Source organism: Actinopolymorpha alba DSM 45243 (assembly GCF_000373925.1).
GTDB lineage: Bacteria > Actinomycetota > Actinomycetes > Propionibacteriales > Actinopolymorphaceae > Actinopolymorpha > Actinopolymorpha alba.
Genome location: NZ_KB892785.1, coordinates 1 through 17709, shown reverse-complemented (window position 1 = coordinate 17709; position 17709 = coordinate 1). Strand labels below are relative to the sequence as shown.

Below are 17709 nucleotides of genomic sequence, written 5' to 3'. Positions count from 1 at the left end.
AGGTCCCCTCGGTTGAGACCCCAAATGATCACGTTTACGTGGTCATTACCTGCTTCGCATGGTGTCGGTGCCATGCAAGGCATGCAATGACCACGTATACGTGGTCATTCGGACCCTCACACGGCAGCGCGGCGACCAGGGGGTTGCGCGACCCCTCAGTCCTTGATCTCGCAGAGCACCGCGCCGGCGGTGACGCTCGTGCCGACCTGTGCGGTGAGGCCCGAGACCTTGCCGGACTTGTGCGCGTTGACCGGCTGCTCCATCTTCATCGCCTCCAGGACGACCACCAGGTCGCCGGCCTCGACCGTCTGGCCTTCCTCCACGGCCACCTTGACCAGCGTGCCCTGCATGGGGGAGGTCAGCGTGTCGCCGGACGCGGTGGCCATGGCCTTGCCGCCGGCACTGCGTCGGGGCGGCCGGCGGTTGCCCGTCGTCGCGCCCGCCGAACCCAGGTCGGCCGGAAGGACCACCTCGAGGCGCTTGCCGTCGACCTCGACCGTGACGCGTTCCCGAGCGGCGGGCTCGGCCGCCTCGGGCACCCCGGCGTACGGCGCGATCGGAGTGTCGAACTCCGTCTCGATCCAGCGGGTGTGCACCCCGAAGGCCCCCTGGGCGGCGGTGAACGCGGGATCCTCCACGACCGCCTGGTGGAACGGAATCACCGTCGGCATGCCCTCGACCACGAACTCCGCCAGCGCCCGGCGCGCGCGCTCGAGCGCCTGCGTACGGTCGCGGCCGGTGACGATCAGCTTGGCGATCAGCGAGTCGAACACCGTGGGAACGGTCTCACCCTGGTCGTAGCCGCCATCCAACCGGACGCCGGGCCCGTACGGCGGGTGCCAGCGGGTCAGCGTGCCGGCGGCGGGAAGGAAGCCGCGACCGGCGTCCTCTGCGTTGATCCGGAACTCGATGGAGTGCCCGCGCAGCGGCGGGTCGTCGTAGCCGAGGGGTTCGCCGGCCGCGATCCGGAACTGCTCGCGGACCAGGTCGATCCCGGTGACCTCCTCGGTGACCGGGTGCTCCACCTGGAGGCGGGTGTTGACCTCGAGGAAGCTGATCGTGCCGTCCTGCCCGACGAGGAACTCGCAGGTGCCGGCGCCGACATAGCCCGCCTCGGCGAGAATCGCCTTGCTGGCTTGGTAGAGCGTGCGGATCTGCTGGTCATCGAGGAACGGCGCGGGTGCCTCCTCGACCAGCTTCTGGTGCCGGCGTTGCAGGGAGCAATCCCGGGTTGACACCACGACCACGTTGCCGTGCTGGTCGGCCAGGCACTGCGTCTCGACGTGTCGCGGGCGGTCGAGGTAGCGCTCGACGAAGCACTCGCCGCGTCCGAACGCCGTCACTGCCTCGCGGACGGCTGAGTCGAAAAGTTCAGGAATCTCCTCGAGGGTGCGGGCCACCTTGAGCCCGCGGCCGCCACCGCCGTACGCCGCCTTGATCGCGACCGGCAGCCCATGCTCGCGAGCGAACGCCACCACCTCGTCGGCACCGGCGACAGGGTTTGGTGTGCCGGCGACGAGCGGCGCCCCGACGTTCTGCGCGATGTGGCGGGCCTTGACCTTGTCCCCGAGCGCGTCGATGGCCTCCGGGGGAGGGCCGATCCAGACCAGGCCGGCGGCCAGGACCGCGCGGGCGAAGTCGGCGTTCTCAGCGAGGAAGCCGTAACCGGGGTGGACCGCATCGGCCCCGGTCCGCCGGGCGACGTCGAGGAGCTTGTCGATCGCGAGGTAGCTCTCGCCAGGGGCGGTGCCGCCCAGTGCGTACGCCTCATCGGCGACCCGCACGTGCAGCGCGTCCCGGTCGGGGTCGGCGTACACCGCGACGCTGGCCAGGCCGGTGTCCTGGCACGCCCGCGCGATGCGTACGGCGATCTCTCCGCGGTTGGCGATGAGCACCTTGCTGATGGTTGACACGCTCTCGGCTCCTCCCTCAGAGGTCGTACGGCGATCGTCATGGGCGGTCAAGCCGCCCGACGCAGCCCCTTCCCGCACGACCTTCCAGACTTCCCGGAGTCTAGTGTCCTGTGTCAGAGGTCCCTTGTTGCCGTGGGCGCCGTCGCCGTACCGCTCGCCCGATCGAGACCACGGTGAGGATCACCACGATGCCGCTGAGTACCGCGACGGCGATCAGGCGGGGCCGGGAGATCGAGGCGAGGAACGGGAGCGCGGTGTCGGACTGACCAGACGCCGGCCCGTTTGTGGAGGACCCGTCGTTGCCGGGACCGCTGTCCGGCTGGGGTTCGGCGGCCGCGGCTGGCCCGCTGGCGGTGACGGCCTGGAACCGCGTCGGTCCGCCGTCGGGTCCGGGTACGAGGATCGAGTCCCCGCCGGCGTAGCGCGGCGCACCCATCCCGGCCGTACCCTCCACGCCGATCGCCACTTCGACGGGGAGGAGATAGGACTCGTCGTCACGGTCGGCGGCGAGGGAGATCGCGACAAAATAGTCGCCTGGTAGAGCGACGCTCTTCTGGGACTCGCTGCCGGCGTCGCGGTTGACGTATCTCACCTCGACCGCCATGGTGCGGGCTTCGGCGTCGGCATGGTCGTCGAGGAAGGTTTGGTTCTTGCCGGCGACGTTGCTGAGTGCCGCCTGCGCCTTCCCCCGCACCGGGCTGATCATCCGGATGTCGAGTACCTGCGGGTTGTCGGTGAGTGCGGCGAGCTTCGGCGACGGCTTGGGTGCGCGGACGGCTGCCTCCAACCGCTGGCCCCACTGGAGGCGCACCTTGAAGAACTGCACCTCCCCTGGAAAGAGGGAGGAGGTGTACCGCCCGGCGTCGACGAGTGGCGCGTCGGAGAAGGACGCGCCCGCGGTGATCTCGGTCGTGTTACCCGCTGGCAGGTTGGTCCACGTCGGCCGGCCATCCGCCTCCGGAGGCAGGCCGTCCTTGGACGTGACGGGGGGTTCCTCGATCACCACGATCTCGACGGGTACGCCGCCGAGGGTGTCCTCGGCCGCGTCGACCGCGCCGGGGCGGTTGGACTGCGAGAGCGCCACCACCAGTTCGGTGGCGTCCTGGCAGGCCGATTGGTAGGAAGTGAACTGATCCCAACTCGAGGTCGCGGCGGTGACGACGGGGTTGGTCCGGGTGTAGCTGACCTCGGTACCCAACCCGTAGCCGCAGCTACCGCCCTGCGAAGTTTTCGTCTCCAGGCGGATCGAGGACACCGCGTTCCCCGGTGCCGGCCGGGCGCTCGCCCCGATGTGCAGGGTGGAGGCCTTGATCGTGCGCCGTACCCGGTAGAACTTCGTCTCCTCCCGCCGCGGTGCGCTGTCGACGTACTGCCCGGCGGTCAGAGTCGGCCCGGCCTCGGGCTCCGGCGCGCCGCTGACCGCCCGGCCGCTGACCCGGAAGGGGCGGAACGCCCGCACCGAGAGCCGGTGGAGGCTGGCCGCGAGCGTCTCGGCGTCGCTGGTTTCGTAGAACGTCCCGCTGCCGGCGTCGGCGATGCAGCGGAGCTGGTCACGGGCCTCGCGGTTGATCCGGAAGCCCACGACGTCGATCTTGAGGTTGATACCGAGTCCGGCGATCTGGCGCGCGGTCGCGCACGGGTTGGGGTCGCAGGTCTCCTCTCCGTCGGAGACCAGCAGGATCGTGCGCTTGCCGGTGGTTCCAAGGTCTTTGGCCGCCTGCTGCAGGCTGTAAGAGATCGGGGTTTCGCCGTACGGGCGGAATCCTTCGACGGCCCTTGTCAAGGCGTCCTTGTCAGCGGGACCGATGGGTACGGCGAGCTGGGTGTCGCGGCAGGCTCCGGGGGCGTTGCGGTCGTAGATCGTGGCGCCGTACACCCGCAGCCCGACCTCGCCGGCGGCGGGCAGGCGGGGAATGAGCCGGCGGAACGCGCCCCTGGCGGCCTCGATCTTGGTCGTGCCGTCGTCGTCCAGGTCCTTCATCGAACCAGATGAGTCGAACAGCAGCAGGAGCTTGTGTGAGGCGTCGCCCTCGTTGGTCCGTGCGGCCTGCGCCTGGGGCGGTGGCGCGGCTGACACCGGGGTGAGGGCGGTCGCAGGACTGGCGGCGGCTGGAGCAGCCGACGCCGATGCGACCGATCCGCCGGCGACCAGGCCGGTGAGGACGGCGAAGGAACCACATACCGCGAGGAGTCTGGGCGGCCAGGTCGACATCGCTCTCCAGATGTGGAGTACCAATGAGCACGACGAGACCTGTGGAGCTTGCCAGACTTTGTGGCGGAATGGCTACAGAACGTCCGTTAGGTCACACCTCCTTCGGTCGGCGAGGGCGGTCGGCGGGCGCGGTTGGCGTGGTCGGCGCCCAGCCGACGAGCACCGCGAACCGCAGGTTCTGGTACGCACAGAAGGCGTCGACCAGGCCCGCCTCGGTCACCCAGTCCAGCTGTGCGGCCACCGTCGCCGGCCGGTCGAAGGCCATCCGCACCCGGGCCGCCGCCACCTCCTGGTCGTCCGAGCCGAATGCGCGGGCGTCGGCCTCCCACAGGGAGTCGTACATCCGGTCCAGGCGGGGCGTGGGTCCCGCGACCTGCTCGGCGTTCACGAAGACCCCGCCCGGGGCGAGGATGCCGCGCACCCGCCGGTAGAGGTCACGCTTGCCCGGGTCGTCGACGTGGTGGATGGCGAGCGCCGAGATCACGGCGTCGAACTGCCCGTCGGGCAGGGGGTCCGCCAGGTCCTGGTGCCGAAGGTCAGCTGCGATGCCGAGGCCGCTCAGCGCGCGCCCGGCCGCGTCGAGCATCGGGGCGGCGGAGTCGACCAGCGTCAACGACACCTTCGGTCGTACGCCGGCGACCAGAGCTGCGAACAACCCCGTGCCGGCACCCAGGTCCAGCACCCGGGGTGCCTCCGGCAGATCGAGCGTGACGAACCTGAGCGCCGTCCGATAGAAGTCGTCGAAGCAGGGGACCAATCGCCGCCGGCTCGCGTCGTACGTCGTGGCGGCGGCACCGAACGCCTCGGCGACCGTCTTGTGCTGCGCGGTCTCTTGACGATGCGCGGCTGTCTTGTTATGTGAGACGTCAATCTCGCTCATTGGACGAACCTACTCCTGAGCTTGTTCCGACAACCCTGCGGCTCCCATAAAGGTGGTCGCACGCGGCATCTCCCCGCGAAGCATGCGGTGTGGGTTGTGGGGGCGAAGTTGATCAAGGGTCCCGAATTCGGACACCCACTGCCAGGAGCGCCCGTTGTGTGGACCGTTGATCAACTTCGCCGAAGCGCTGCAATCGGGTCACAGCGACCTGTCAATCACGAGGGTTCTGAATAGGCCTCTATGCGGCTTACTCAAACTCGTGGCCCTGGCCTCTCTTCGGAGAACATTGTGAAGACTTTGGGGTCCCATAGCACCCCAAAGTCTTCACAATCCGATCTCCGCGCGGGACCTTCGGACAAGTCGCGGCCCGCCTCAGCTCGCGGCCCGCCCCAGCTCGCGGCTCGCCTCAGTCAGCGCGAGGACGGGAGCAGGCGGACGCGGCGGAGGAGTTGGGCGTTCAGCGCGACGATGATCGTCGAGAGCGACATGAGCACCGCACCGACGGCTGGGCTGAGACTGACGCCCGCCCACGCCAGCGCTCCGGCCGCGAGCGGGATGGCGAGGATGTTGTAGCCCGCGGCCCAGCCGAGGTTCTGGAGCATCTTGCGGTACGACGCCTTCGACAGCCTGATCACGCCGGCCACCGCCTGCGGATCGGAGCTCGCGAGGACGACATCAGCGGACTCGATGGCGACGTCGGTTCCGGCGCCGATCGCGATGCCGACATCGGCACGGGCCAGAGCCGGTGCGTCGTTAACCCCGTCACCGACCATCGCGACGGTGAGGCCGCGATCCTGGAGTTCGGCGACGGCGCGGTCCTTGTCCGCGGGCAACACCTCGGCGAACACCTCGTCCACGTTGGGCTGGAAGCCCAGATCGGACGCGACTGCCTGGGCCACCTGGCGAGCGTCCCCGGTGATCATCGCGATCTTCTTCACGCCCAGGGCTCGGAGTTGGTTGATGGCTTCCCGCGCCTCCGGTCGTACCTCGTCCTCGAGAGCGAACGCGCCCAGAACGCTGGTGCCCGTGCTACCCGTGTTACCCGTGCTGCCCGGATTGGTGCTGTTGCCGTCCAGGCGCAGGAGATAGAGCACCGCCGCGCCCCGCTGGGACCAGGTCCGTGTCTCGTCGAGCAGTCCGTCGGGCACCGTCACATCGGTTTCCCGCAGGAGGGCGGGGCCGCCGACGGCGTACGTCGAGCCGTCAACCCTGGCTTGCACCCCGCGCCCGGTGAGGGAACGGAAGTTGGTCGCGCGGGCTGGTTTGCCACGCTCGGCTGCGGCGGTCACGATCGCGCGGGCCAACGGGTGTTCGCTGTCGGACTCGACACCAGCGGCCAGGTGGAGTACGTCGTTCTCGCTCATGCCGTCCGCCGCAGCGACAGCGGCGACCCGGTGCTGGCCCTTGGTCAAGGTGCCGGTCTTGTCGAAGAGAACCGCGTCGACGGTCCGCATCCGCTCCAGTGCCAACCTGTCCTTGACAAGGATTCCCGACTTGGCGGCGACCGCGGTGGACAGTGAGATCACCAGCGGGATGGCCAGACCGAGGGCGTGGGGGCAGGCGATGACGAGGACTGTGACGGTACGTACGACAGACTCGTCGGGGTTACCCAACACCCACCAGGCAAGGAACGTCAGCACACCGGCCGCGCTCGCGACGTAGAAGAGCAGCGCCGCGAACCGGTCAGCCAGCACCTGCGCGCGGCCGCGCGACGCCTGCGCCTGGGCGACCAGCCGCTGGATCCCGGCGAGCGCGGTGTCCTCACCCACGGCGTCAATCCGGACCCGGATCGCCGAGTCGGTCGCGACCGTCCCCGCGACCACGCGGTCACGCGTACCCCGAAAGACCGGACGGGACTCGCCCGTGATCATCGACTCGTCGACCTCGGCGCCGCCGTCGACGATGTGGCCGTCTGCGGGGATGCGGGCACCCGGGCGAACGAGGACCACATCGCCTACCGTGAGATCGGTGACGCTGACGCGTTCGGTGCCGTGCTTGGTAACGCGTTCGGCATCATCAGGCAGGAGCGCGGCGAGGGCCGCAAGGGCGCCTTGCGCCTGGCCGATCGCCTTCATCTCCTGCCAGTGGCCGAGCAACATGATGCTGACCAGCGCCGCGAGCTCCCACCAGAACTCCAGGTTGAAGAACCCAAGGCTGGTGGCCAGCGAGGCGACGTACGCGACAACGATCGCCATCGAGATCAGCAACATCATGCCTGGCGCGCGGTCCCGGACCTCCGAGACGCCGCCGGCGAGGAACGGCCAGCCACCGTAGAAGAAAACGACCGAGCCAAGAACCGGCCCGACCCACATGATGCCGGGGAAGTCGAGGGTGTAGCCGAACCACCCCATCACCATGTGGCTCGTGAGCACGATCGGGATGGTGAGGATCAGGCTCAGCCAGAACCTCCGCCGGAACATCTCCGGGTCATGGCCGGCGTGCTTGTCGTGGCCGGCGTGGGCATCGTGATTCGCGTGGCCGGCGCTTGCGTGGCCGGTAGGGCTTGATGCGTGGCCGGCGGGACTGGCATGGTCGGGGTGGGCGGGGCCGGTGTGAGCGGCCTGCGCTTCCTGGCCCTCGGCATGGCCTCGCTGACCGTGGGCGTGCTGATGCTCTGCCGCGTGTTCGTGCCCTGTCGGGGTTTCGCGCATGAGCCCTCTCCGTTCTCGACAACTCCTACACCATACCCCCAGGGGGTAGCGACCTGTCCAATCGTGGCGGGGCTCGATCTATGCCCGGCCGGCTCAGAAGATCCGCGCGACGGGGGAGAGCTTTGTGCTGGGCGAGGATGAACCGACCACAAATCTGTCCAGATGCCGCTTGATGAACCCACTGGAAGCTCGTGATGACCCGGTCGAGATCATTTCGGGGAAGTGGCCCACGTTCCGCGCGAAGCGTGGGCCACTTCCCCGAAATGATCTCGAAACTTGCGGCCTAGTTCGTGATCAACTTCGCCAAGGGGTTGCCCGATGCCTCAGCATCCGGATGGGCAGGTCGTACGCCATGCGAGACGAGCGCGATCTCACGCGGCAAGTCCCCACCTCGCACGGCAAATTCGCCGGCGCCGAGCCGCTCGGTGCTTGTGGTCGCGTTCGGCTTCTTGTTCGCTGCGCGGGCGGCGGTGCTCGTGCCTTGCTTGCCGACCGCTTCGCTCACTCGGCGCCGAGCCGCTGGGTGCTTGTGGTCGCGTTCGGCTTCTCGTTCGCTGCGCGGGCGGCGGTGCTCGTACCTCGCTTGCCGACCGCTTCGCTCACTCGGCGCCGAGCCGCTCCACTTCCTCGCGGCAGCGGCGCTCCACCCCGGCGAGTTCGCGGAGGGTCTTGTCGATGTCGCGGCGCCGCTGCAGGAGTTCCTTCCGGCGAACGCCGATCTGCTCCAGCAGATATCGGAGTTGCCCCAACTCGCCGGGTTCGGCGTCGTACATGTCGATGATCGTGGCGATCTCCTGCAGCGAGAAGCCGAGCCGCTTCCCGCGCAGGATCAGTCCCAGGCGCACATGGTCGCGCGGATGAAACACCCGCTGGCTGCCGCGTCGCTCGGGGGAGAGCAGGCCCTGGTCCTCGTAGAAGCGGATGGTCCGCAACGTCACCGCGTAATCCGCCGCGAGTTCGGTGATCGTCCAGATGCGGGGTCCGGCTGTGCCGATGTCCTTTCCCTCGCCCATGTCCTTCCCCTTGCTCGTGCCCATTCTCTTGCGCCAGTCGCCCGGTCAGGCTTACGTTTACGTAAGCGTAAGCCCGAGCGTTACGGGGGTCCATGATGACGGCCTTCGAGCTATCCCCTGAGCATGAGGAATTTCGTCAGGTCGTACGCGAGTTCGCGCGCGCCGAGATCGCGCCGTACGCCGCGGACTGGGACGAACACCACCACTTTCCCGTCGACACGGTGCGGGCCATGGGCAAGCTGGGGTTGTTCGGCCTGATCGTCCCTGAGGAGTACGGCGGCGCCGGCGGCGACTTCACCAGCGTCTGCGTGGCGATCGAGGAGATCGGCCGGGTCGACCAGTCGTTGGGTGTGACCCTCGAGGCGGGGGTGGGTCTGGGCATCGGCCCGATCCTGCGCTGGGGCACCGACGAACAGAAACGTCGTTGGCTTCCCGACCTTGCGGCTGGGCATGCCCTCGCCGGGTTCGGGCTCACCGAGCCGGAGGCTGGCTCGGACGCCGGCGCGACGAGGACCCGCGCGGCACTCGAAGGCGACCAGTGGGTGATCAACGGCGCCAAGCAGTTCATCACCAACTCGGGTACGCCGATCACGTCGCTCGTGACTGTCACCGCCCGCACCGGTGACGACGAAATCTCCGCGATCATCGTCCCGACGGGCACGCCGGGCTTCGTCGTCGAACCCTCGTACCGCAAGCTCGGCTGGCACGCGTCCGACACCCATCCGCTCACGTTCGACAACTGCCGGGTCCCCGCCGACCACCTGCTGGGGGAGCGGGGCGCGGGGTTCAAGCAGTTCCTCGCCGCGCTCGACGAGGGCCGGATCGCCCTTGCCGCATTGGCGGTTGGGCTCGCGCAAGGCTGCCTTGACGAGGCGGTGGAGTACGCCAGCACCCGGAGTTCGTTCGGCCGGCCGATCGGTGCGCGGCAGGGTGTCGCGTTCCAGATCGCTGATCTGAAGGTGGCGGTGGAGGCCGGCAGGCTCCTTACCTACAAGGCGGCGGCCGCCAAGGACGCGGGCCGGCCGGCGGCCGAGGTCAAACAGGCCGCCGCGATGGCCAAGCTCTTCGCCAGCGAGGCGGCGATGGCGGCGGCGCGGACGGCGACCCAGGTCTTCGGAGGGTACGGCTTCATGGAGGAGTACCCCGTCGCCCGCTTCTACCGGGACGCGAAGATCCTCGAGATCGGCGAGGGAACGAGCGAGATCCAGCGCATGCTGATCGCCCGTGGCCTCGGCCTCCCGGTTGAGTAACCTGGCCCGAGAAAGTAGGCGTCATGGACGATTCCGGGCACCAGCGCAAGGATCATGTCAAGGCGGTCGCCGCGGCGAAGGATGCGACACTGCGGCCGTCCGGCAGGGGCGCGGCCAAGCTCGCGAGCCAGGGAAAGCTGTACGTCCGCGACCGGATCGGGTTGCTCGTCGACCCGGACACGTTCGTCGAGGACGGCCAGTTCGCCAACGCGCTCGCAGACGGGCTGCCGGCCGACGGCGTGGTGACCGGGCGCGCCCTGGTCGACGGCCGACCGGTCCTGGTGGTGGCCAACGACCCGACGGTGAAGGCGGGTTCGTGGGGTGCCCGCACGGTGGAGAAGATCGTGCGTACGACTGAGATCGCCCTCCGCGATGAGCTCCCGATCTTCTGGTTCATCGACTCGGCGGGCGCTCGCATCACCGACCAGGTGGAGCTTTTCCCGGGGCGGCGCGGGGCCGGCCGGATCTTCGCCAACCAGGTGGCCCTTTCGGGCAAGGTGGCGCAGATCTGCTGCCTTTTCGGGCCGTCGGCGGCGGGCGGGGCATACATCCCGTCGTTCTGCGACATCGTGATCATGGTCGAAGGAAACGCGTCGATGTATCTCGGCTCGCCGCGGATGGCCGAGATGGTCGTGGGCGAGAAGGTCTCCCTGGAGGAGATGGGCGGCGCCCGGATGCACGCGTCAATCTCGGGTTGCGGTGACCTGCTCGCGGCTGACGACGCCGAGGCGATCGAGATCGCGAAGGCGTACTTCTCCTACCTGCCGTCGAACTGGCGTGAGCAGCCGCCGTCGTACGCCGCCCACCCGCCGGCCAGGGAGTTCACCGCCGATCTGGTGCCGGAGCAGGACAGTGTGGGGTACGACATGCACGCGGTGCTCGACGCGCTGCTCGACGCCGACACGTTCTTCGAGGTGAAACCGCTGTTCGCACCGGAGCTGGTCGTCGGGTTCGGTTGTCTGGAAGGCCAGGTCGTCGGCGTCCTCGCCAACAACCCCGCGGTGAAGGGTGGGGTGTTGTTCGTGGACAGCGCGGACAAGGCCGCGCGATTCATCTGGCTGTGCGACGCGTTCAACGTCCCGCTGCTCTACCTCGCTGACGTACCCGGCTTCATGATCGGTAGCGAGGTCGAGCGCCAGGGCATCATCCGGGCCGGCGCCAAGATGATCACGGCGGTGGCCGAGGCGACGGTGCCCACGGTGTCGGTCATCGTACGAAAGGCTTACGGCGCGGGGCTTTACGCGATGTGCGGTCCTGGATTCTCACCCGATGCGTGCATCGCTCTGCCCACGGCCAAGATCGCGGTGATGGGCCCGGAGGCGGCGATCAACGCGGTCTACTTCAACAAGCTCGCGGAAATCTCCGACCCGGCGGAGCGGGAGGCTTATGTCGCGGCCCTGCGGGAGGAGTACGAGGACGACATCGACATCCTCCGCCTTGCCTCCGACCTCGTGATCGACGCCATTGTCGAGCCGCACGAACTCCGCACCCAGATCGTCGCCCGGCTTGCCGCCGCGCAGACGAAGGACCGGCGCGGGCCGGACAAGAGGCATGGGGTGCCACCGGTCTGAGCTGGTAGCGCCGCGGCGTGCGGGAGCCGTTGGTGCGCCCCGCGATATCCCGTTGCCTTACGCCGTTGGCCTTGGGGATCGTGTGGACGTGAAACGATGCGAGTACGCGGGTTCGGTCGAACTCCGGGCGATGCAGTCCCTTCCGGTCGGTACGCATCCCGACCACCGGCGGCGAGGACTCGCGCGGGCTGTGTGTACGGCGGTGCTGCACGCCTTCGCGGCGGCTGGTGGTGAACGGGTTGTGGTGTGCTCCCGGGGCGACGCCGCGCATCCGGTGCCCAAACTGGTGTATGAGTCGATGGGCTTCATACCCCAGGCGCGCACTATGACCTATTCCCGCTCGGCGTAAAGCGCCCGCGTCGGGGGAGTCGAGGTGGCGGAGGATTGTCGGCTTCTTTACCGAGGACTCTCTGTCACGTCAGGGTTACGCCGGTGGCAGTCTTCTGCCCGGTCGCTGGCTGGTTTGCCAGTGCCGGATTCGGGTGCGGCCGCGATGGAACAGGCGGATCGGTTGATGCGCGTGGCCGATCTGATCGGGCTTTCCGTCGACTTTCGGGTCGGAGTGGTCGATCGGCTGGGTGAAGCCAAAGCGGCCGGATATTCTTCGACGTCGGCCTGGTTGCGCTCGGGTGGGCGAATGAATTCTCGTGCCGCGTCGAGTCATCGCCAAAATGGACGGCAGTTCCATCGTCTTTCGGCGACGGCCGCGGCGGCGGCTGGGGAACTGTCGTACGGCATGGCGACCGCGATCGCCGCCGCGGTCAAGGTGCTCACCGACGATGCGGATGCGCGAATCGCCGAAGAGACCTTGCTGAACCTCGCCCGCGATGAATTCTCGACGGTGGAGAAGGTCTCCCGCGCCGGCAAATATCTGCGGCAGGTCCTGAACCCAGACGGCCACCTGCGGGATGAGGAAAGGGCGCACCGGGATCGGTACCTCACTGCCCGCCTGGACGAGGATGGCAGTATCTCCGGCTCCTTTAAATTGCCTCCAGAGGCCGCCGCTCGGCTCCAGGCATTGCTGGATGCGTACGCCCGCAAGAGCGGCGCCGATGACACCCGCACCCAGTCGCAGCGAAACGCCGATGTCCTGATCCAGCTGTTGGTGCAGGCCGTCACCGCCGAACTCCTCGTCATCGTCAATGCCGAAACCCTTCCCGATGATGTCGATGCACAGGAAGCCCCGGCGGATTGTGATGGCATGGACGACGATCAGGTTCGTGAGCGCGGGCAACCCGACGACCGCGAGGAACCAGATGATCGCGGGGAACCCGGGGAACCCGACGAGCGCGGGCAACCCGGCGATGGTGGTGAGCCGCGCGTCGGTGACAGCGCCGCTGATCGAAGGAAACGCTGGTGGGGAGGCCGCGATGTCGCGGCGATACTCGACCTTGGTTCGGCCGTACGCCTCGCACCACGTTGGATGCGTCGCGCCATCCTCGCCACGTACGACATTTGCGCCTACGACAGCTGCCCGGTTCCGGCGAAGTGGTGCGAACTCGACCACGTGCGGCCCTGGTCCAGCCACCGCAGCACCCGACTCGAGGACATCGCACCGGCCTGCGACCACCACAACCGCGACCGGGCGAAGAACCCACACAGGTACGAAATCCGCCGCCGAGCAGACGGCCGCTGGCACCTCACCACGACCGAGCGCTACCGCAGATAGAAAGAAGCGCGACCGCCGGGATAATCGCTCGCGATGACGGGCGTGGGGGCCCCAAGATCCCTCCCATGGATGGCTCCCGTTTGCGGTCATGGTGGCGTTCTGACCTGGATGACCCCGACTTCCTCCAGAGCGAGCATCCAGACGTACGGCGCATCGTCGACGACATCGCGCCGGGATCTCTGGTGTCCGACCTCGGCGGATGGACGAGCACCAACCTGCACCTGCACTCGGTCGGGCTCGTTCTCCGCATCCACCAGCGCTTCATCACCCGCCGCCGGGTCGCTGCTCTCCAAGACGTCCGCCGCCAGCTTCTGGACCGGGGCCTCCTCGTGGCCGAACCGCAGACGTGGCGAGGGGAGTGGGTGCTCACCTGCCGCGGACGCCAGGCGGAGTTGGAAACCTTCGTTCCCCACAGTGGCCGCGAAGCGTCCTGGGCGGTCACCCTGTGGACGTTTGCGGCGATGGGTCGGCTTCATCACGCCCTGGCCCGGGTCGAGGTCGACGTACCCTGGCCGCTCGACTCGCAGTACGGCACACCGGGATCCCTGCGCCGCTGGATGTCCGCCACCGAGGGCGCCGTGCAAGCACCACCCAGAAACCCTGGAGGTGGCCAGGTTTGCCAGCGGGCTGGTCCGATCGCTGCGGACCCAGTGGATCCCCGCGTTGCGCCTTCCTTGTCAGGTCGTCCACGGAGACATCAATCTGGCCAACATCGGTCGAACCCCAGACGGAGAAACCGTCTATCTCGACTTCGGGTGTGCGGCAAACCGCCCACGCATTCACGATCTGGCCGCCGCGTTGTTCTATGCCGTGGTGGGTCCTGGTGACCAGGGGGCTCCGGAAGAATTCGCGTGGGACCGCCTACCCGAGCTGATCAGTACGTACGAGGAGGCCAGCCGCAGCAGGCTCACTCCCGTCGAGCGTCAGGCGCTCGGGCCTTACCTGGCAGCGGTCCCGCTCTCCGTCGCCGCACGCGCCGGTTATCTCCCGGATCCGACCGTCCTGCGTTATCGGGAACGCCGAGCTGGCCTACGAATCAGCGAGTGGGTGCTCGCCAACCAACGCGCCGTCGCCGGAGAGACTGGAGCCACTCATTTTTCGGCGAAATGAGCCACCTCACCAGGATCTGTCGCTGTCCTCTCGCGGACGTGGCGTCTCATGCACTGGGACGCTGTTCGGGTGCGCAGAGCGCTCAGGCAGGATGGGCGGGACTGGCTGTCAGCAGCACCCTGCTCACCACGACGGAGCGTGAAAGATATGGCGACACCCCTCGCCCTGCAGCTATACACCGTGCGGAACGCACTCGCCGAGGACCGCGCCGCGGCGCTGGCCCGCGCCGCCGAGCAGGGCTTCCGAGCCGTCGAGGCATTCGGTATCGGTAACCCCCAGCGCGACGTGGCCGAACGGCTGGCCGACGCCCGGGAGTTCCGAGCCCAGCTGGATGACAACGGCCTGAAGGTCATCGCCGTACACGGCTCGGTGTCCTCAGACGACTCCGCTGACGCCGTCTATGACGAGCTGGAGATCCTCGGCACCGACCGCCTCATCGCGCCGGTCCCGGCGTCCGTCGCGGGCGTCGGCTCGGGGATGGGCGTGGAGATCCTGAGCACGGCGGGTGGCGTGAAGCAGCTTGCCGACGGGCTCAACGCCGCCGCCGAGCGGGCCGCGGCGCGTGGCGTCAAGATCGGCTACCACAACCACGACTTCGAATGGAGCCCCGTCGAGGACGGCACGCCGGCCTACGACGTCCTGGTGAGCCACCTCGACCCCCGGGTGTTCCTCGAGCTCGATGTCTACTGGGCACACACCGCGGGACTGACCCCGGCCGAGGTCATCACGTCGTACGTCGACCGGGTCTACACCCTGCACGTCAAGGACGGCCCGGGTGTGCGCGGCCAGCTGCAGACCGCCGTCGGCGAGGGGTCGGTCGAAAACGCGGCCGCCATCGGGGCGGGTAAGAACGTCGCCTACCACGTCGTGGAGCTCGACGAGGCGCCCGGCGACCCGTTCGACGTGGCCCGGGCCGGCGCCGACTGGCTGATCGCGAACGGCTACTCCACCTGGTCGCTCTGACCCGTTCAGCCGCCGGAAGCGAATGTGGCCGCCTGAAGCGACGAGGATGCCGAGGGCGAGGACCGTGTCAAGGAGGATTCGCACGTGCAGCTGTTGCGTCTGGGGGCGCCTGGTGAAGAGCGCCCCGCCGTCCGCGCTGAGGATGGCACGGTTTTCGACCTCTCGCCGCTGACCGGTGACATCGACGGTCGCTTCCTCGCCGGTGGCGGGATCGGCGCGGTGCGCGAGGCTCTCGCCGCCGGCCGGTTGTCGCCGCTGGACGATCCCGGTGACGGCACCGGCCTGCGGGTCGGCGCGCCGATCGCCAAGCCGGGCGCGGTGATCTGCATCGGCCAGAACTACGCCGCCCACGCGGCCGAGTCAGGCGCCGCGCCACCCAAGACGCCGATCATCTTCTTCAAGCACCCCAACACCGTGGTCGGGCCCTACGACGACGTCCTGATCCCGCGGGGGTCGGTCAAGACCGACTGGGAAGTCGAGCTGGGTGTGGTGATCGGCAAGACCGCGCGCTACCTCGAGTCCCCGGAGGAGGCGCTGGACCACGTCGCGGGATACGTGGTCTCCAACGACGTCTCCGAACGCACCTTCCAGGTCGAGCAGTCCGGCGGCCAGTGGTCGAAGGGCAAGTGTGCGGAGACCTTCAACCCCCTCGGCCCCTGGCTGGTCCCGGCCGACGAGGTGCGCCCGCAGGAGCTCGGGCTGCGGTCGTTCGTCAACGACGATCCCCGCCAGGAGTCCACGACCGCCGACATGATCTTCGACGTGGCGTACCTCGTCTGGCACCTCTCGCAGTACCTCGTCCTCGATCCGGGCGATCTGCTCAACACCGGCACTCCGCAGGGCGTGGCCTTGTCTGGACGCTTCCCGTTCCTGAAGGCCGGCGACGTGATGGAGATCGAGATCGGCGGGCTGGGCCGGCAGCGCCAAGCCCTGGTCCAGGCCTGACCGCGGGAGATAGGTGCTGACATGGGTGACTTCGACGGGCTGGTCGCGGCTGTCACCGGGGGCGCTTCCGGGATTGGTCTCGCGGCGGCCCAGCTGCTCGCCGACCGGGGCGCTCAGGTGGCCTGCCTCGATCTGAACGCCGCTGACGTGAAGGATCCGTTGTACGGCGTCGCCTGCGACGTCACCGACGGCAGGTCTGTGCAAGCCGCGGTTGACGCGGTGGTGGAACGCTTCGGGCGCCTGGACATCGTGGTCAACAACGCCGGCATCGGTGCCCAGGGCACGGTCGCGGACAACGACGACGCCGAATGGCACCGGGTCCTTGACGTCAATGTGGTCGGCATCGCCCGGGTGAGCCGGGCCGCGCTGCCACACCTACGCCAGTCCGGAGCGGCCGCGATCGTCAACACCTGCTCGATCGCCGCGACCGCCGGCATCCCGCAACGCGCCCTTTACAGTGCGTCGAAGGGCGCGGTTCGCGCGCTGACGTTCGCGATGGCGGCCGACCACGTACCCGACGGCATCCGCGTCAACTGCGTCAACCCCGGAACGGCGGACACCCCGTGGGTGGCGCGCCTGCTGGCGAAGGCGGATGACCCGGAGGCGGAACGGAAGGCGCTCGAAGCCCGCCAGCCGATGGGCCGGCTGGTGTCGGCCGACGAGGTGGCGCAGGCGATCGCCTACCTCGCTTCGCCGGCGGCCGGATCCAGCACCGGCGTGGAGGTCTGCGTCGACGGAGGCATGCAGAACCTCCGCCTTCGCCCCCGCGGGTAGGACCCCTCAACGGCGACCTCATTGGGTCGGGGGCTCGTCCAGCAGGGGCATCTCTACCGGCTACGACCGCCGACCGCGGATGGGTTGACGGCGGTGGAGTACGTCGCGCGGGACGGCTCGGAGGTGGTCGTGATCGCGTGGCTGCACAGGCCGATCTTCGAGCCAGCCGTCCGGTACGCCAGCCAGAATGTGGACGGCTCGAGGGTGAGCTCCGCCGAGCCTTGAGTAGATGACCAGCTTCAGGTCGAAAGTGGTCATCTACTCAAGGTTCAATCCGCGACCCGGTATCCGCGAAACAAGCGAGAGGCCACGAGTTTTGAATGAGCGCGGCAGCCTGGTGATGAGCGGGTCATCTGTGATCGTGAAGATTCTGGGGTGCTATGGAGCCTGTCGCGTAACTGGGGGTTGCGGGCTGTCAAGGATGTTGGGCCGGCGTGTTCCGTCGGCTTGTCGGCCGGGAGCCGCGGTCGGAGGACGATTGACGGCGGTGTCTTGGGTTCGCCGATTGGGGTGCGGAAGCATTTCCTGGTTCGGGTTTCGCGGGCTTCTTTCGTCCGATCCTGATTTACTTCGGGTTGATCTTCGGGCATAGTCTGTTTATGGTTTTTGTGGACGTTGACCACAGTGATGGGGAATTGTTTTCGATCTCCTCGGACATGCGGGAATGGCTGCCCGATGACCATGTGGCGTGGGAGATTGTGTCGCTGGTCGGCGAGGCGGACCTGTCGGCTTTCTATGAGGCGTATCGCGCGGACGGT

Annotated in this window: 15 protein-coding genes and 1 pseudogene; 10 read left to right on the top strand and 6 right to left on the bottom strand. The window is 68.2% G+C overall.

The annotated features are described in order from the left end of the window. Positions 1-155: 155 nt before the first annotated feature. From B141_RS0128855 to B141_RS0128825, 5 genes are all read right to left on the bottom strand, one after another. A complete protein-coding gene (locus B141_RS0128855; protein ID WP_020578669.1) occupies positions 156-1913 on the bottom strand; it encodes an acetyl/propionyl/methylcrotonyl-CoA carboxylase subunit alpha in 1758 nt (585 codons plus the stop codon). A gap of 100 nt (positions 1914-2013) precedes the next feature. Beyond that, complete coding sequence (locus tag B141_RS43355; RefSeq protein WP_020578668.1) at positions 2014-4125, bottom strand: vWA domain-containing protein; 2112 nt, start codon at positions 4123-4125, stop codon at positions 2014-2016. A 91-nt stretch (positions 4126-4216) separates the two neighbouring features. Continuing rightward, positions 4217-5005 carry a class I SAM-dependent methyltransferase gene (locus B141_RS43350; RefSeq protein ID WP_020578667.1) on the bottom strand — a complete coding sequence of 263 codons (789 nt, stop codon included), beginning with the start codon at positions 5003-5005 and terminating at the stop codon, positions 4217-4219. 410 nt (positions 5006-5415) lie between these two features. Next, positions 5416-7656 (bottom strand): heavy metal translocating P-type ATPase, encoded by a 2241-nt coding sequence (locus B141_RS0128840; protein WP_020578666.1) that lies wholly within the window; start codon positions 7654-7656, stop codon positions 5416-5418. Between the two features lie 599 nt (positions 7657-8255). Continuing rightward, positions 8256-8669, bottom strand: coding sequence for a MerR family transcriptional regulator (locus B141_RS0128825; RefSeq protein ID WP_020578663.1), 414 nt, complete (start codon positions 8667-8669; stop codon positions 8256-8258). 92 nt (positions 8670-8761) lie between these two features. On the opposite strand from B141_RS0128825, the gene B141_RS0128820 reads away from it, so the two are divergent. From B141_RS0128820 to B141_RS51795, 5 genes and pseudogenes are all read left to right on the top strand, one after another. Next, positions 8762-9919: an acyl-CoA dehydrogenase family protein gene (locus B141_RS0128820; protein WP_020578662.1), complete on the top strand. Its 1158-nt coding sequence runs from the start codon at positions 8762-8764 to the stop codon at positions 9917-9919. Between the two features lie 23 nt (positions 9920-9942). Further along, on the top strand, positions 9943-11490 hold the full coding sequence (locus B141_RS0128815; RefSeq protein ID WP_020578661.1) for an acyl-CoA carboxylase subunit beta: 1548 nt from the start codon (positions 9943-9945) through the stop codon (positions 11488-11490). An 88-nt stretch (positions 11491-11578) separates the two neighbouring features. Further along, complete coding sequence (locus B141_RS49810) at positions 11579-11839, top strand: GNAT family N-acetyltransferase (RefSeq protein WP_202805957.1); 261 nt, start codon at positions 11579-11581, stop codon at positions 11837-11839. A 144-nt stretch (positions 11840-11983) separates the two neighbouring features. Beyond that, positions 11984-12556 (top strand): annotated as a pseudogene (locus B141_RS52995) (DUF222 domain-containing protein); the annotation flags it as partial. A gap of 135 nt (positions 12557-12691) precedes the next feature. Then, positions 12692-13159 carry an HNH endonuclease signature motif containing protein gene (locus B141_RS51795; protein ID WP_237742837.1) on the top strand — a complete coding sequence of 156 codons (468 nt, stop codon included), beginning with the start codon at positions 12692-12694 and terminating at the stop codon, positions 13157-13159. A gap of 86 nt (positions 13160-13245) precedes the next feature. Here B141_RS51795 and B141_RS49805 read toward each other — a convergent pair whose 3' ends face one another. Continuing rightward, positions 13246-13743, bottom strand: a complete 498-nt coding sequence (locus B141_RS49805; protein ID WP_020578658.1) for a hypothetical protein — start codon at positions 13741-13743, stop codon at positions 13246-13248. Here B141_RS49805 and B141_RS49800 point away from each other — a divergent pair. The 5 genes from B141_RS49800 to B141_RS49795 all read left to right on the top strand — a co-directional run bounded on the left by B141_RS49800 (position 13634) and on the right by B141_RS49795 (position 17176). After that, positions 13634-14269, top strand: coding sequence for a phosphotransferase (locus B141_RS49800; protein WP_474775230.1), 636 nt, complete (start codon positions 13634-13636; stop codon positions 14267-14269). The genes B141_RS49805 and B141_RS49800 overlap by 110 nt on opposite strands. Before the next feature lie 147 nt (positions 14270-14416). Continuing rightward, positions 14417-15232, top strand: coding sequence for a sugar phosphate isomerase/epimerase family protein (locus B141_RS0128790; protein ID WP_020578656.1), 816 nt, complete (start codon positions 14417-14419; stop codon positions 15230-15232). Between the two features lie 84 nt (positions 15233-15316). Then, positions 15317-16177: a fumarylacetoacetate hydrolase family protein gene (locus tag B141_RS0128785; RefSeq protein WP_020578655.1), complete on the top strand. Its 861-nt coding sequence runs from the start codon at positions 15317-15319 to the stop codon at positions 16175-16177. A 21-nt stretch (positions 16178-16198) separates the two neighbouring features. Next, a complete protein-coding gene (locus B141_RS0128780) occupies positions 16199-16951 on the top strand; it encodes an SDR family NAD(P)-dependent oxidoreductase (protein WP_020578654.1) in 753 nt (250 codons plus the stop codon). A gap of 21 nt (positions 16952-16972) precedes the next feature. Beyond that, a complete protein-coding gene (locus B141_RS49795; protein ID WP_157181374.1) occupies positions 16973-17176 on the top strand; it encodes a hypothetical protein in 204 nt (67 codons plus the stop codon). The last annotated feature ends 533 nt before the right edge of the window (positions 17177-17709 follow it).

Coding starts and splice junctions, on each gene's coding strand:
- B141_RS43355 (WP_020578668.1), bottom strand. CDS start 4,125: ATGTCGACCTGGCCGCCCAGACTCCTCGCGGTATGTGGTTCCTTCGCC.
- B141_RS0128825 (WP_020578663.1), bottom strand. CDS start 8,669: ATGGGCGAGGGAAAGGACATCGGCACAGCCGGACCCCGCATCTGGACG.
- B141_RS0128790 (WP_020578656.1), top strand. CDS start 14,417: ATGGCGACACCCCTCGCCCTGCAGCTATACACCGTGCGGAACGCACTC.
- B141_RS0128815 (WP_020578661.1), top strand. CDS start 9,943: ATGGACGATTCCGGGCACCAGCGCAAGGATCATGTCAAGGCGGTCGCC.
- B141_RS0128780 (WP_020578654.1), top strand. CDS start 16,199: ATGGGTGACTTCGACGGGCTGGTCGCGGCTGTCACCGGGGGCGCTTCC.
- B141_RS0128840 (WP_020578666.1), bottom strand. CDS start 7,656: ATGCGCGAAACCCCGACAGGGCACGAACACGCGGCAGAGCATCAGCAC.
- B141_RS43350 (WP_020578667.1), bottom strand. CDS start 5,005: ATGAGCGAGATTGACGTCTCACATAACAAGACAGCCGCGCATCGTCAA.
- B141_RS0128820 (WP_020578662.1), top strand. CDS start 8,762: ATGATGACGGCCTTCGAGCTATCCCCTGAGCATGAGGAATTTCGTCAG.
- B141_RS51795 (WP_237742837.1), top strand. CDS start 12,692: ATGGACGACGATCAGGTTCGTGAGCGCGGGCAACCCGACGACCGCGAG.